General features: G+C 70.6%; 11 protein-coding genes. 10 read left to right on the forward strand and 1 reads right to left on the reverse strand.

Features of this window, described 5'->3' with window-relative positions; translation table 11 throughout:
* Positions 1 to 126: 126 nt before the first annotated feature.
* Positions 127 to 1,326, reverse strand: a complete 1,200-nt coding sequence (locus tag ACFFQA_RS06965; protein WP_377850827.1) for a benzoate/H(+) symporter BenE family transporter — start codon at positions 1,324 to 1,326, stop codon at positions 127 to 129.
* A 1,400-nt stretch (positions 1,327 to 2,726) separates the two neighbouring features.
* Here ACFFQA_RS06965 and ACFFQA_RS06970 point away from each other — a divergent pair.
* The 10 genes from ACFFQA_RS06970 to ACFFQA_RS07015 all read left to right on the forward strand — a co-directional run bounded on the left by ACFFQA_RS06970 (position 2,727) and on the right by ACFFQA_RS07015 (position 13,812).
* Entirely contained in the window at positions 2,727 to 5,150 is a 2,424-nt protein-coding gene (locus ACFFQA_RS06970) for a helix-turn-helix domain-containing protein (protein WP_377850828.1), read from the forward strand.
* A 620-nt stretch (positions 5,151 to 5,770) separates the two neighbouring features.
* The gene (locus ACFFQA_RS06975) at positions 5,771 to 7,141 is read left to right on the forward strand and encodes a YcaO-like family protein (RefSeq protein ID WP_377850829.1); all 1,371 of its coding nucleotides are present in this window, start codon (positions 5,771 to 5,773) and stop codon (positions 7,139 to 7,141) included.
* A gap of 32 nt (positions 7,142 to 7,173) precedes the next feature.
* On the forward strand, positions 7,174 to 7,857 hold the full coding sequence (locus tag ACFFQA_RS06980; protein WP_377850830.1) for a hypothetical protein: 684 nt from the start codon (positions 7,174 to 7,176) through the stop codon (positions 7,855 to 7,857).
* Complete coding sequence (locus ACFFQA_RS06985; RefSeq protein ID WP_377850831.1) at positions 7,854 to 10,295, forward strand: hypothetical protein; 2,442 nt, start codon at positions 7,854 to 7,856, stop codon at positions 10,293 to 10,295. Before ACFFQA_RS06980 ends, ACFFQA_RS06985 begins: the two co-directional genes overlap by 4 nt.
* A gap of 255 nt (positions 10,296 to 10,550) precedes the next feature.
* Positions 10,551 to 10,718 (forward strand): hypothetical protein, encoded by a 168-nt coding sequence (locus ACFFQA_RS06990; RefSeq protein WP_377850832.1) that lies wholly within the window; start codon positions 10,551 to 10,553, stop codon positions 10,716 to 10,718.
* Positions 10,719 to 10,790: 72 nt separating this feature from the next.
* A complete protein-coding gene (locus ACFFQA_RS06995; RefSeq protein WP_377850833.1) occupies positions 10,791 to 10,958 on the forward strand; it encodes a hypothetical protein in 168 nt (55 codons plus the stop codon).
* A 217-nt stretch (positions 10,959 to 11,175) separates the two neighbouring features.
* A complete protein-coding gene (locus ACFFQA_RS07000) occupies positions 11,176 to 11,361 on the forward strand; it encodes a hypothetical protein (RefSeq protein ID WP_377850834.1) in 186 nt (61 codons plus the stop codon).
* A 277-nt stretch (positions 11,362 to 11,638) separates the two neighbouring features.
* Positions 11,639 to 11,800, forward strand: coding sequence for a hypothetical protein (locus tag ACFFQA_RS07005; RefSeq protein ID WP_377850835.1), 162 nt, complete (start codon positions 11,639 to 11,641; stop codon positions 11,798 to 11,800).
* A 94-nt stretch (positions 11,801 to 11,894) separates the two neighbouring features.
* Entirely contained in the window at positions 11,895 to 13,058 is a 1,164-nt protein-coding gene (locus tag ACFFQA_RS07010; RefSeq protein ID WP_377850836.1) for a hypothetical protein, read from the forward strand.
* A gap of 31 nt (positions 13,059 to 13,089) precedes the next feature.
* Positions 13,090 to 13,812, forward strand: a complete 723-nt coding sequence (locus ACFFQA_RS07015) for a DsbA family protein (RefSeq protein WP_377850837.1) — start codon at positions 13,090 to 13,092, stop codon at positions 13,810 to 13,812.
* Positions 13,813 to 13,842 lie beyond the last annotated feature (30 nt).

A 13,842-nucleotide genomic window follows, 5' to 3' on the forward strand; every position in this document is an offset into this window, starting at 1 on the left:
AGCCTCCCACCCCGAGGAAAACCAGTCGACGAAAACCATAACGAAAGCAAACAGGGCTGTATACCCGGGGCAAGGCATTCACCCGAGGCCATATGGGCGAGTGCGAGAAACGGAAATCCCCCGGTATTAGGGAATTCTCCGGCGCACCGTCAGCACGACGTGGGCGATCAAGCCGAGAACAAGGCCCCAGAACGCGGAACCGATGCCGAGGAGCGACAGGCCCGACGCGGTGACCAGAAAGGTGACCAGCGCGGGCTCGCGGTGTTCCGGCTCGGCCATCGCGCCGCTGAGGCCGGACATCAGCGCGCCGAGCAGGGCCACGCCCGCGATCGCCGCGACCAGCTCCTTGGGCAGGCCGGTGAACACGCCGAGCAGCGCCGCGCCGAAGGTGCCGACGAGCAGGTAGAGCAGGCCGCAGAAGACACCGGCCGGGTAGCGCCTTCGCGAGTCGGGATGGGCTTCCTGGCCGGTGCAGATCGCCGCCGTGATCGCGGCGAGGTTGACGCCGTGGCAACCGAAGGGCGCCAGAGCGAGCGAGGTGAGCCCGGTGCCGCCGACCAGCAGGCGGTCGCCGGGCCGGTAGCCGCTGGCGTGCAGCACCGCGAGGCCGGGCGCGTTCTGCGAGGCCATGGTGACCACGAACAGCGGGACACCGATGCCGATGATCGCCGCCGGGTCGAGCACCGGGGTGGTCCACTGTGGACTCGCCAGCTCCAGGCCGACCCCGGAGAAGCGCAGACCGCCGCTGACGGCGGCGGTGAGCACGCCGAGCACCAGGGCCGCCAGCACCGCGTACCTGGCGCTGAACCGCTTCGCCACGACGTAGCCCAGCAGCACGGCCGCCGCCACCAGCGGCCCCTGGCCGAGCGCGCGGAAGGCGTCGACGCCGAAGGAGAACAGGATCCCGGCCAGCATCGCCGAGACCAGCGGACCGGGCACCAGCGCCATCAGCCTGCCGAAGACCCCGGAGAAGCCGATCAGCGCGATCGCCAGCGCGGAGACGACGAAGGCACCGACCGCGGCCGGGTAGGAGTAGTCGCCGATGCTGGTGACCAGCAGTGCCGCCCCGGGCGTTGACCACGCGGTGATCACCGGCATTTTGGTCCACAGGCTGAGCACGAGACAGGTCAGGCCGCTGCCCACGGAGATCGCCCACAGCCAGGACGTGGTCTGCCCCGACGTGAGGTGCCCGGCCTGGGCCGCGGTCAGCACGATCACCATGGGACCGGAGTAGGACACCACGACCGCGATCAACGCGGCGACGAAGGACGACAGCGAGACGTCCTTGAAGAAGCGTTGCGGGGCCTGCTGGACCGCCGAGGTCATGACCGCCCGATCCTCTCGGTCAGCCGGCTCGTCCAGTTCGCCGCGCGTTCGTCCTGTGCTCATAGCGGTGCACAACCAACTTGACCCCCGGATGCCGTGTCAAGCGGGTTGCCGTTGGGGCACAGGGGAAAGCAGTGGCCCGGATCACGGGTCACCGCGGTCCGGGCCGGCGAGCGCGGAACCTCCGCCGCTGTCGCAAGGGGCGGACCAGCGCCTTTCGCTCGCGTGATGACCAGGGTCCCGTCGCGTCCGCCCCACGGGCGAAGAAGGCCAAAGTTCGCGATGTGGCCTGGCCACGCCCGTTCCACCAGCCGGGAACCGGTCGAACAGGCGCGGCGGAACCCGGCCTACTCGCGGTGCACGCGCACGTGATCGATCTCGATGGAACCCTCGGCGACCTCCGGCGGGATCACCGCACCTAGCGCCTGGCCCGCAAGTCGCCCCGAAGCCCCGAGCTGGCGCGCCACCCCCGTGCCCCGTGCGCGCGTGGACTGGCTGGCGCTGTGGGTTCTTCGCGTTTTGTCACCTTAATGCGCAAAAGAGCGCTCTCATTTCGCATTAAGCCTACAAAACGCGAAACGAGGGCACGGGGGGTGAGGGGGGAGGGGGAGGCGGAGTGGTGGGGAGGTGGGGTGAGGGGTGAGGGGGGAGGCGGGGAGGTGGGGGGAGGTGGGGCGGTGGAGAGGTGGGGTGAGGGGCTAGGGGGTGGGGGGTGGGGGGTGGGGGGTGGGGTGGTGTTACCACGTGCAGGATGGCGCCTTGTCAGCTTGATGCGGCGAGGCAGCGACTGCGGTCTTTCGTCCACTTTGGACCCGTCAGGTGGTTCGCAAGGTGGAGGCACCGCGTTTTCGCTTGTGCAGCAGGGAGACTTGTGTCGCGCCAGGGTTTCGCACCGCCCGGTGACACGGGAGCCGTCGCCCGGACCGGCGGTGGAGGCCGCGCGGGGCCGCGCAGGAACGACTGGACTCAGCCGAGACGCGGTCGAGGGGGTTCCGCTCCGCGATCGAGGCAGGAGTGGGCCCCAGTGTTGGTCGATTTCCTCGGCGGCGTCGGCGCGCCCCTGAACTGGCCCCGTCCAGCAAAGCTGGAGGAGCTGTTCGCCCCAAAGAAGCTGAAGATGGTCTACAACTTAAGGGTGAAGGCGGCGTACAACGCACGGCTGGAGATGGCCTGCGAAGTCGAACACCGAAAGTCGCTACGAGTCCCATTTGCCGGGCGTCGGCCATGGCCTTCTTTACCGTTCTCACCTGTGGCGACCCCCCTCACCCAATCGGGTATTGGTGGCTGCGCCGAAACGTTCGCCGGAAGGCGTTAACGCACGGCCGTGGTAAGGATGGCCGCAGCATCGGTGACCTGGCGTCCGGGGCATCATCACCTGTCACGGAGAGGAGTTCGGCCGCGTGGACACGACCACATTCGGTGACTTTCTGCGCTTCTACCGGCTGCGCTCCTCGATGACCCAGGAGGAGTTGTCCGAGCGAACCGGCATCAGTGTGCGCACCATCAGCGATATGGAGCGTGGACGGGTGCGCAACCCGCAGCGACGCACCGTGGAACTGTTGGTCAACGGGCTCGAACTGGTTGAGGAGGAAGCAAGCGAGTTCGCCGAGGTGGCCCGCGCCGGACGGCGGATGGCCGTCGCGGCGGACAAACCGGGGCCTCCCGACGTGCCGCAGGTGGGCGCCGCATGCGCGTTGCCTCCCGTGCTCATCGAACTCACCGGGCGGGACGCCGAGCTACGGGCGCTGGACGAGTTCGCGCGGGACGCCACGTCGTCCTCCCGCCTGCAGGTGGCGGTCATCCACGGCCTGCCGGGCGCGGGCAAGACCGCGCTCGCCTTGGACGCCGGGCACCGGCTCGAAGGCCAGTTCGGCAACGGTTGCCTGTTCCTCGACCTGCACGGCATGGGCCGCGAGCCGCTGTCGCCGGACCGGGTCGTGCACCGGCTGCTGCGCGGGTTCGGGGTGGGCGAACGCAAGATCCCCACCGACTACGAGGACCGGCTCGCCCTCTACCGCTCCCTGCTGCGCGAGCGCACCGTGCTGCTCGTGCTCGACAACGCCGCCTGCGAGGCTCAGGTGCGGCCGCTGCTGGCCACCAGTCCTGGCTCGATGGTGCTGGTGACGAGCCAGAACACGTTGGCGGGGCTGGACGCGCGGCACCGGCTCGCCTTGGGCGTGTTCGACGACGACCGCGCGATCGAGCTGCTGGGCCTGGTCGCGGGCAGGGACCGGGTGGCGGCCGAACCGGACGCGGCGCAGCGGGTGGCGACGCTGTGCGGCGGCGTGCCGCTGGCGCTGCTCATCGCGGGCAACCGGCTGGCCAGCAGGCCCCAGTGGACGATCGCGCACCTCGCCGACCAGCTGGAGGACGAGCGGCGCCGGCTGTCGGTGCTCACCGCGGGCGATCTCCAGGTGCGAACGGCCTTCGAGATCTCCTACCACCATCTGGATCCCGCCGCCGCGACGATGTTCCGAAGGCTGGCGTTGGTGCCCGGTCCGGACACCTCCGTCGAACTGGCCGCCGTGGTCTCGGGGCTGCCGGTGGACGTCGCTGAGATGACCCTGGAGAGGCTGGCCGACGCCAGCCTGCTCGGGTTCAGCGGGACCTGCGGCCGGTACACCAGCCACGAGCTGCTGCGCGTGTTCGCGAGGGAACGCCTGGAGCTCTGCGAGAGCCCCGAGGACGTGGCGACGGCCACCGAGCGGATGCAGGACTGGCTGCTCGCGGTCGCCACGAAGGCCGCGCTGTTCTTCGACCACGACCGGACGGAGGCGCCGGGCGCGGTCGACGGGCCGGATCCGGTGCACTGCAGGGAGGCCGCGGCCCGGTGGCTGGCACAGGAACAGGCGCACTGGCTGGGGGCGCTGCGGTCCGCCGCGGCGCGGGGAGAGCACCGGAAGGTCCTCGACCTGGCCGCGGCCATGCACTGGTACTCGGATCTGCGCGGCACCGGCGACCTGTGGCGCGAGGTGTTCGACGCGGGCGCCACGGCGGCGCGAGCGCTGGGTGACGTCCGCGCAACGGCGGAGCAGTCGAACTACGTGTGCTGGGCGCTCTACGCGTTGTGCGGGCAGCCGGACGAGGCACTGGCGGCGCACCACCTCGCGGTGGAGGCGGCGGTCGAAGCGGGCGACCTCGTGGCGGAAGCGTGGGCTTGGTCCTACCGTTCGGCCATCGAACTGCGGCTGAGCTCGCCGCGCGAAGCCATCCGGTACAGCCGACGCGCCGTGGACCTGTTCGAACGGGCGCGCTATTCGAACGGCTACCACTTGGCGCTGTCCTTGCTGGGCAGGCAGCTGCACATGGCCGGCGAGTTCACCGAGGCCGTTGCGGTGCACCGGCGGAGCGTGGCGCACTACCGGAGCGCGGCCACCGCACCGGGCAACGACGAACTGCTGTCGATGGTGCTGACCCGGCTCGCCGAGAGCCTGGCGGCCTCCGGTGACGTGCCCTCCGCTCTGGAGTTCCTGGACGAGGCCGAGTCGCTGTTCCGCAAGCACGAGGTGACCACCGGTGTGGCGCGGGTGCGGTACTTGCGCGGCGTGGCGCTGATCGGCGCGGGCCGCCCGGCCGAGGCCGCGGAGCAGCTGCTGTCCGCGTTGGACGAAGCGCGCTGGGCGGAGACCAGGATCGAGATCCTGGTGCGGCTGGCGGAGCTGTCCGACGAGTGCGGCGAACCCGCGCGCGCCCGCATGCACCGGGTGCGGGCCCTGGCCGAATGCTCCCGCTATAACACGCCCGGCGTCCGGATCACCGCGGGCAAGCTCGCCGCCGAGCTGGGCATCACGTGCCCGAGCCAGCCCGTCCCGGACCCGAGCTAGCCTCCAGCCCACCGCCGTCACGCCGTGCCACCCGCACACCGATGACCGCCGCCGAGCGTTGGCTGGTGCGGTCAATCCGGTGCACCTGTTCTGGAGCGTGACGCTCCCTCCGTGCCAACCGCGTCGCCGAGCACCACCGGACGGGCGCTGTCACGGCGGGCCCAGTCGACGATGAGGGTGCGGGCCACGCTGAGCTCCCTGCATCGACATTTCTTGGCGACAAGTTCACCCACTGAGACTTCGCGCCAACAGGAAGAAGAACCGGAAGAACTCACCCCTCACCAGTTCTGCCGGTACTTCTTCATGACCACGCGGGGTCGGGGAAGGTTCAATCGGAGTCGGCGACAGCGAAAAGGGGTCGCCACACCCAAAAAGCGAACGGGTTTCACGTCTTTCCAGCAAGCGCTTACCTGACATCGCGGCGATTTCGTCCGAATTCACCCCGATTGGCCAGGTCGCACCATTCGCCGAAGGCCGCCGCCCTCGCCGAACCGAAACGCGCATCGCAACGAGAACTCCGAACACGAATGTCAATCGATCAGTTGACATCAATGTCCGGTTCTCCGGAACTTCCCTTCTCCACGACCACGCGAACGCGGCAGAACTGAGAGTGGGTAGACATGGCAAACCTCGCGCCGGTCGGCACCTCGACGCAGTCGAGCCCGGCCACCGCCCTGCGAGAGCGGCTGTCCCCCATCGTGGGCAGGCTCGGTCCCGTCACGCCGCCGAGGCGACTGCCCCTCCCCGAGGGCATTCCGGGACTGCCGATCGCCAGCTCGTCGACGGGCGACGTGCGCTGGGTGCTGCCCGAGGTCGCCGGGTTCGCGGAGCGGACCGGCTCACAGACCACCGGCCTCGACGGCGCGGGCGGCGGCTTCGATCCCGACCTCGCCGAATGGGTCGCGGTGGCCGAGGCCGTGGAACGCTACTGCGCGACCGTCTACAGCCGCGACCAGCTGATCACCGCCACCGCCGACGAGCTCGGCCCCGAGGCGCTCGACCTCGGCACCATGCCGCGGCTCTCGGACCGGGAGCTGGCCGACGAGAGCCACGGGATCGCACCGGCGCGCAAGGACGTGCCGCGCTCGTGGGTGCGCGGTGTCCGCCTGGTCGACGCGCGCCCCACCTGGATCCCCGCCGAGCTGATCTGGCTCTGCTTCAGCGAGCCGGGCGTCCAGCGGCTGTCCGCGCCCAACACCACCGGTTGCGCCATCCACTCCGATCCGTGGCAGGCGCTGCTCAACGGCCTCCTTGAGGTCGTCGAGCGCGACGCGATCGCGATCGTGTGGCGGCAACGGCTGCCGCTGCCCGAGATCGAGGTCGACAGCGGACCTCCCGAGCTCCACGAGCTGCTGGCCGGGTTCCGGGACGACGCGGGGCTGTCGATGCGACTGTTCGACGCGACCCTCGATCTCGGTGTCCCCACGGTGTACGCCGTGTACCAGGAGCACCGGTCGGAGCGCTACCACCAGGTGCTCGGCTGCGGGATCAGTCCCTCGCCCGAGAAGGCCGCCATGAACGCGGTCAGGGAAGCCCTCAGCTGCCGGCTGGCACTGGAGCACCACGGTGATCCGCCCGCCGACCCCGGGCTGATCCGCAGCACCATGGATGGCGCGCTGTACATGGCCAAGGCCGAGCGCGCGCACGCGTTCGACTTCCTCGTGGGCCCCAAGCGCACCGGCGGCACGGTCGCGCTGTCGCGGCTGGGATCGGCCGCGTGGCAGGGGTCCCCGAAGCAGTACCTGGTCCGGCTCCTGTCCCGGATGCGCCGGGCCGGCCTGGAGAGCTTCGCGGTCGACCTCGGGTGCGACGAGTCGCGGGAGGTGGGGCTCACCGCCGTCAAGGTGGTGGTGCCGGGTCTCCAGCCGCTGTCCTTCACGCACCGGGCGCAGTTCCTCGGCACTCCCCGCCTCTTCGACGCCCCCGCCGCGTGCGGCTACCCCGTCCACGCGCCCGGCGACCTCAACCCCTGGCCGCAGCCCTTCGCCTGAGCACCCGCCCGTTCCCATCGGAAGGAGACCAGATGCCCGGCACACGCGACGTGCTCGTCCTGCACGACGACGGGTTCGGCACCGAGGTCGCCACGCGGCTGGCCGCAGCGCTGCCCGCGGTGACGGTCCGCGCCGCGCACCCCACCGACCTGCCCGCCGCCGACGACATCCCGGGCGAAGGCGTGCTGGTGCTCGCGCTCAACCGCGCCGCTCCCCGGTTCGAACAAGAAGCGGACCTGCTCGCGTTGTCCCGCGGAGCCATCTTGGTTCCCGTGGTCGCGGAGCACCAGGTGGTCCGGATCGGGCCGGTGCTCGGCCCCGGCGCCCACGCCACTGTGGACTGCTACTACCGCAGGGTCCGCCAGCACCACCTCGGCACCGGGCTGCAGGAACTGCACGAGACGTACGACCGGAGCGGGCCACGCGGCTCGCACGGTTACCTGCCGTCCGTGGCCGCGGCGGCGGCATCGTGGGCCGCCGCGGTCATCCGGCGCCTGGCCGAGGGCGATCGGCGCGACCTCCAGCAGGTCACCCTCGTCAACGGCCTCTCGCCCCGGCTGAGCCGTTCACGGCTGACCGGAGTGCACGGCAACGCCAGGTCCGCCTCCCCCGTCCCCGCCGCCGACCGGTCGTGGCACGCGCTGCTGCCGCTGGCCCGCGAGCTCGCACAGGACCTTTCCGAACCGGACGCCATCACCGAAGGAGCGACCAGGTGAGCAGCTCCGCCCCGACCGCGCCGAACCGCATCGCCGCCACCCGCATGAGTGCCGCGGTCGCGGGTGACCCCCAGTTCACGCTCCCCGCGCGGGCCCGCACCCTCCCGGGACTGCTCCAGGTCCCGCTGCCCACCGGGTACCTCGTGGAGGGCGCCGCCGCTCGGCAGGTGTTCTCCGGCAAGGCCAGCGTGACCCTCCTGCCCCGGGTCCTCGCCCTGCTGGACGGGGTGCGGACCTACGCCGAGATCGCCGAGACCATGGGCATCCGCGAAACCGACGTCGTGTCGATCGTGTCGCTGCTCTACGTCCGCGGTCTCGTCGAGGAAGGCATGGACCCGGCCGTCCCCGAGGAGCCCGTCCCCCTGTGGCTGGCCCGCACCATCGACTCGACCCGGGTGCACCGGAGCGGGCACAGCGCCCTGCGGGAGCTCCGCTCCGCCCGTGTCGCGGTCGTGGGCCCGCCGCACCTCACCACCGAGCTCGCCGAGCTCCTCACAGCCAACTCCGTCACCGTGACACCCCAGCCGATCACGGCGGCCGCCCGGCTCACCGCCGACGACCTCCCCGGCGACAGCACCCTCGTGGTCGGGCTGTCCGACGGGCGGTGGGCGCCGGAGTGGCTGCACGACCTCGACCGCGCCGTCCGCGACCGGGGTGGGGTGTGGCTGAGGGCCGCGTTGACCGGTGCCCGGCTGGAGATCGGCCCGCGCTTCGACGCCAGGGTGGGGCTGGACCTCGCCCGCTGGGAGCTCGGTGCGGTGTCCACATCGGACGAGGATGGCGGTGCCGAGCTCACCGGCCCCGGCGAAGCGGTCCGGTCCACCGCGCTGGCCCTGCTGGCCACCGAGATCACCAACGTGGTGGCCAGGATCGGCCAAGGTGAAGGTCTCACCACCGCCGTGCGCGTCGACCTGGAGACCGCGGAGACGACCAGCCTCGCGGTCGCCCCGGGACCGATCGCCACCCTGGCGCCGGGGGACGCCCCCGCGCACTCGGTGGCGGTCAGCTTCGACGAGATGGTCCGCTTCCCCCCGAAGGACCAGGCGTTCCCCAAGGGCCACCTCATGCACTACATGCCAGCCAACACCGCCAAGCAGTTCGAGCACAAGGTGTACCCGCCGGCCTCGCGGATCCCGTTGCCACCGCTCACCGTCGCGGACATCCACGCCCTCGCCGCCGCCGACGCCCCGGTGGGCGTCGAACGGCTCGTGCTCGCCGTGCGGACGGCGTTCGGGCTGCAACCCGGTGGCGCCGAACGCGGTGACGGGCACGTGCACCGCTACCACGCGACCGGCGGCAACCTCGGCTCTCCCCAGGCGTACCTCGCGATTCGCGACGTCGAAGGGCTCGCTCCCGGCTGGTGGAGCTACGACCCGTTCGCCAACGAGCTCGCGGCGGTGGCACCGCTGCGCGCGGAGAGCGAGCGCTGGCTCGACAACGCCGCGCCAGGGGCACCAGCCGTCCTCGTGGCCACCGGGGCGCTGAACAGGGTGGCGGGCAAGTACGGCCCGTTCGCCGCTCGGGTGATCCACATGGACGCCGGGGTCGCGCTGCACCAGTTCGGCGAGTCCTGCCGCCTGCTCGGCCTCGCGGCGCGGCGGGTCGGCAAGGTCCGCTTCGGTGACGCCGCCCGGCTGCTCCACGTCGATCCGGCGAAAGAGCCGGTGACCGAGATCGTCCGGATCGACCGCGCCGCCGCGGCGTCCGCCGGGACCTCCTGCGCCGTCTCCTCGTTCACCACGCCCGTTCGTGTCCACAGTGGAACCGAGTTCCTCGTCCCGCACGCGCTCGGGTCCCGGGAGGACGTGATGGCGACGCTGATCGACGAGCTCCAGGAGCAGCTCGCCCCGGCAGCGTGCGGCCGCCTCGGCGGCGCCGCGTGGTCGCCGGAGGAGTACGCCGCGGCACTGGCGAACCGGCACGGCGGCCGGTACTACGGGCCGGGGGAGGTCGGCGGCGACGAGCTGGAGGCACTGCTGCGCCGGGCGGACCGCGCGGGCAGCCTCGGCTGGGGCGAACCCGGAACCGGACGGCTCGGCTACCTCGTGCTGGCGCTGCGGATCGCCGGCCTGGAACCGGGTTTCCACCGGTTCGACCCGGCGAGCGGGTTCACCATGGTGGCCCCCCTGCCCGCGGGCTTCCCGGTCGGCGAAGCGGTGCTGCAAGCGGAGTTCGCGCAAGCGGCCGCGATCGGCACCGTCACCGGCCACATTCCCCATGCGGTGCACGAGCTCGGTGCGCACGGCTACCGGATCCTGCTGGCCCGCGGGTGCGCCGCGGTCAACGAGGTGTGGCTCGGCGCGCTCGCGGCAGGCAGGGAGTGCTGCGGTTTCGCCGGGCTCATCCCGCACGCGCTGACCCGGCACGGCGGCCTCGACCTGCGCGAGGAGGTGCCGTTGTTCACCTTCGCGATCGGCGAAGCCCCACTGCCCCGGTAATTACACCCCCACCGCGCTCCCGCGACATTCCAGCGACTCCTCGGAATTGCAGCAAAATGCATTCCACCTACTGAAACCAACAGGAAGTTGCACGGCCTACGACAGGGTAACCGTTGAACCCGCGAACCGCAGCGGCACATAATAATCCCAGTGTCCCGACCTGACATTCAGGACGCTCCGAAGGCGCTCTCCGTGAATACCCAGCTCAGGGAATTCATGAAGCGCGCCGAACACCACCGGATTCAGGAGGCAGAAGTGAAGCAGTTCGAGAACGACCAGGACGTCGCACTGGACCTGTGGGCCGAGGAGTCCGACACCGCGGTGGCCGCCGACTGCTGCAGCGGCACCTCCGGCAGCGCGAGCACCCTCAGCACTCCGGCCCTCTGCGTCGGAACCGCCAGCACCAAAGCCTGCGCGTGCTGAAACGGGTGGGCGACCAACCCACCCGAAATCAGCTCCACATGTCTTTCGATTCAACACCGAAAAGGAACGACAATGGACATCACCATGAAGGAACAGGACATCCAGCTGGACCTGTGGGCAGAGGAGTCCGACGCCGAGGTGGCCGCCGCCTGCTGCAGCGGCTCCGGCAGCAGCGTTGCCAGCCTCAGCTCGCCAGTCAGCTCCACCTCGACCGCCGGAACCGCCGGCAGCGTCTGCTGAACCACCCGGCCGAACGCCCCGCCACGACATCGAGCGGCCTCGGCAGCACGGGCCGAAACACGCGGACGACCAGCTCCCCGAACGGCAACAAGGAAGTTCCACCCCTGCCTCCGCCGGGAGTCACTTCGGTCGCGAGCAAAAAAGCCCGACCCGCCGAGCACCATTCGAGCAGAAAAAATCTGAATTCCCCTTCTGATCCAACGCGAAAGGAACGACAATGGATTTCGTCACGAAGGAACAGGACGTCGCACTGGACCTGTGGGTCGAGGAGTCCGCGGCCACGGTGGCCGCCGACTGCACCCTCAGCAGCGCTGGCACCGCCGGCTCCGCCGGCACCGCCAGCACGCCGTTCGGCTGCGGGAGCACCGCAGGGTGCGGCAGCACCGCCAGCACCAAGTGCTGAACCAGGCGGCCGAGCACTCCACAACGACATCGAACAGTCTCGCCAGCACGAGCTGAAACACGCAGACGACCGGCTCCCCGAACGGCAACAAGGAAGTTCCACCCCGCCTTCGGCAGAAGCCGGCACGGCCGCGATCACAAACACCCTGCGCCGACCACCACATCAGTGGAAAACGCACAGCGGCCACCCTGAAACGAATGCGAATGCCTTTCAGCTCAACATGAAAAGAGTAGAAAATGGACATCGTCATGAACGAACAGGACGTCGCACTGGACCTGTGGGCCGAGGAGTCCGACAGCACGGTGGCTGCTTCCTGCTGCGCTGGCTGCGCCAGCTCGGCGGGGAGCGCGAGCAGCGCGGGCTGCGCCTGCACCACGATGTCGACCGGGGGCTCCGTGGGCTCCGGAGGGTCCGCCTCGACCAACTGCTGACGCACTGATCCCGGGTGGGTGGCCTGTGCTGCCCCCAGGCCACCCACCCGTCCTTCCCGACCCGGAGAACCGACCTCGTCGCGAGAGTCCTGGAGAGCCGCCATGCCCACCACCGTCGAACCGCCGCACCACGGCAGGCAGGCCGCCGAGCCGGCGCCCGTCGTCACGGACGCGCAGTGGCCCGCCGACGACGACGTGCTGACGCTGCGCCCCAGCGTGGAGCTGCTCACCGGGGCCGACGGCCGCTCGATGCTGTTCGACAGCGAGAGCGGCAAGTACGTCTTCGTCAGCGCGGGCACCTGTTCCCTGGTGCCTCAGCTCACCGCGGGTGTGCAGTACGGCAGGCTCCGCGAGGATGTGGCACGCCGCAGCGGCGCGACCACCGCGCAGGTCGGGAAAGCACTGCGGCCCATGATCCACGACCTGCTCCGGTTGGAGCTCCTGGAAGGGGCCGCCTCGCGCACCACCGGGGTCACCTCCCGGCTGGCCAGGTCCCAGATCAAGATGCCGCACGTGCGGCTGCCCGTCTCCACGGCGCGGGCGGACCGCGTGTTCGCCGCCGTTGCCGGGCTTTTCCGCGGCCGGGCGGGCGGAATGGCGCTCGGCGCGCTCGGCCTGCTCGGCGCGGCGGGCTTCGTCACCGCCCTGTCGACGATGTTCTTCGCCCGGGTCGTCCCCGACCTGTCGGCGGTGTGGGTGGTCTACCTCGTCATGCTCCCCCAGACCCTGCTGCACGAGGCGGCCCACGGCGTGCTCTGCCGCTACTACGGCGTGCCCGCCCGCGAAGTCGGTGTCGCGCTGTGGTTCTACGTCATGCCGATCGCCTACGTCGACCGGTCCGACGCGGTCCGCCTGCACCGGCGCTGGCCCCGGATCGCGATCCTGATCGCCGGGCCCGCCCTCGACGGCGTCGTGCTCGGCGTGATCGCCGCGCTCCTGCTGTCCGGGACCGGAGATCCCGGTGTGCTGGCCATGCTGCTGGTGTTCCAGACCTTCATGATGTTCATGAACTTCAACCCCATGCTGCCGACCGACGGGCAGCAGGCACTGGAGAACGCGCTCGGCAAGCTGAACCTCCGCAGCCGTGCGATGACCTACGTGCTGCACCGGTTGCTCCGCAAGCCGCTGCCCAGCGCACTGCACCGAACCACCCGTGGCGACCGGACGCTGTTCTGGGGATACGGCGTCGCGTGCCTCGCCTACATGCTGCTGGTCTTCGGGATGGTCGGCGTGACCCTCTACACCGTTGTCAGCCAGCTCTTCTGACCTTCGCTCCCCCAAGCCCGCAGGAGACGACATGGCACAGGAACTAGCGGTGGCGCCGCACCGCCGCCCACCGCTGTCCAGGAAACGCAAGCTGCTGACCACCGCACTGGTGCTGCTGGTCGCGGCGACCATGGTGGGTGGGGGCTTGTTCGTCCAGCTGCGGCGGTCGAGCCCCGAGGCCGATGGCTACGGCTCTGCTCGCACCCCCGCACGGATCACCGCTCCTGCGGCAATCACACTCGGCGCGCCCAGCGCCCCGCACACGGTGGACGTCTACGAGGACCCGTTGTGCCCGTACTGCTCCCAGTTCGAGCACCGCTTCGGGCAGCTGCTCGCCAAGGCCGTTGACGAGGGCAAGGTACGAGTCACCTACCACCTGCTGACGTTCCTCGACCCGCGGTCGGCGACCGGGACGTACTCGACCCGTGCCGCAGCGGCCATGCTGTGCGCCACCCAGGAGAACGGCGCCGCTTTCGCCCCGCTGCACGACCGTCTGATGTCCCTCGACGCCCAGCCGGGGGAGAACGGCGCCACCGACCGCACCGACGAGGAGCTGACGCGGTTCGCCGCCGAAGCCGGTGCCGGGACGGGCGTGGCCGACTGCCTGCGCAACGGCACCTACACGGCCGTGCTCCGGGACACCACGGCCGCCGTGCGCCCCACCATTCCCGGCACCCCGGCGATCCGGCTCGACGGCAAGCCCGTGGACCTGGGCAACCTCACCGACAGCGCGTGGGCAGACCCCTTGCGCTGACCGGACCGTGCGCGCACCACGCCCAGGGAA

This window comes from Allokutzneria oryzae (assembly GCF_042429765.1).
Taxonomy (GTDB): Bacteria; Actinomycetota; Actinomycetes; order Mycobacteriales; family Pseudonocardiaceae; genus Allokutzneria; species Allokutzneria oryzae.

Excerpts from the sequence above, each read along its gene's own strand:
- ACFFQA_RS06980 (WP_377850830.1), top strand. The coding sequence starts at position 7,174 with ATGCCCGGCACACGCGACGTGCTCGTCCTGCACGACGACGGGTTCGGC.
- ACFFQA_RS06975 (WP_377850829.1), top strand. The coding sequence starts at position 5,771 with ATGGCAAACCTCGCGCCGGTCGGCACCTCGACGCAGTCGAGCCCGGCC.
- ACFFQA_RS07015 (WP_377850837.1), top strand. The coding sequence starts at position 13,090 with ATGGCACAGGAACTAGCGGTGGCGCCGCACCGCCGCCCACCGCTGTCC.
- ACFFQA_RS07000 (WP_377850834.1), top strand. The coding sequence starts at position 11,176 with ATGGATTTCGTCACGAAGGAACAGGACGTCGCACTGGACCTGTGGGTC.
- ACFFQA_RS07010 (WP_377850836.1), top strand. The coding sequence starts at position 11,895 with ATGCCCACCACCGTCGAACCGCCGCACCACGGCAGGCAGGCCGCCGAG.
- ACFFQA_RS06965 (WP_377850827.1), bottom strand. The coding sequence starts at position 1,326 with ATGACCTCGGCGGTCCAGCAGGCCCCGCAACGCTTCTTCAAGGACGTC.
- ACFFQA_RS06995 (WP_377850833.1), top strand. The coding sequence starts at position 10,791 with ATGGACATCACCATGAAGGAACAGGACATCCAGCTGGACCTGTGGGCA.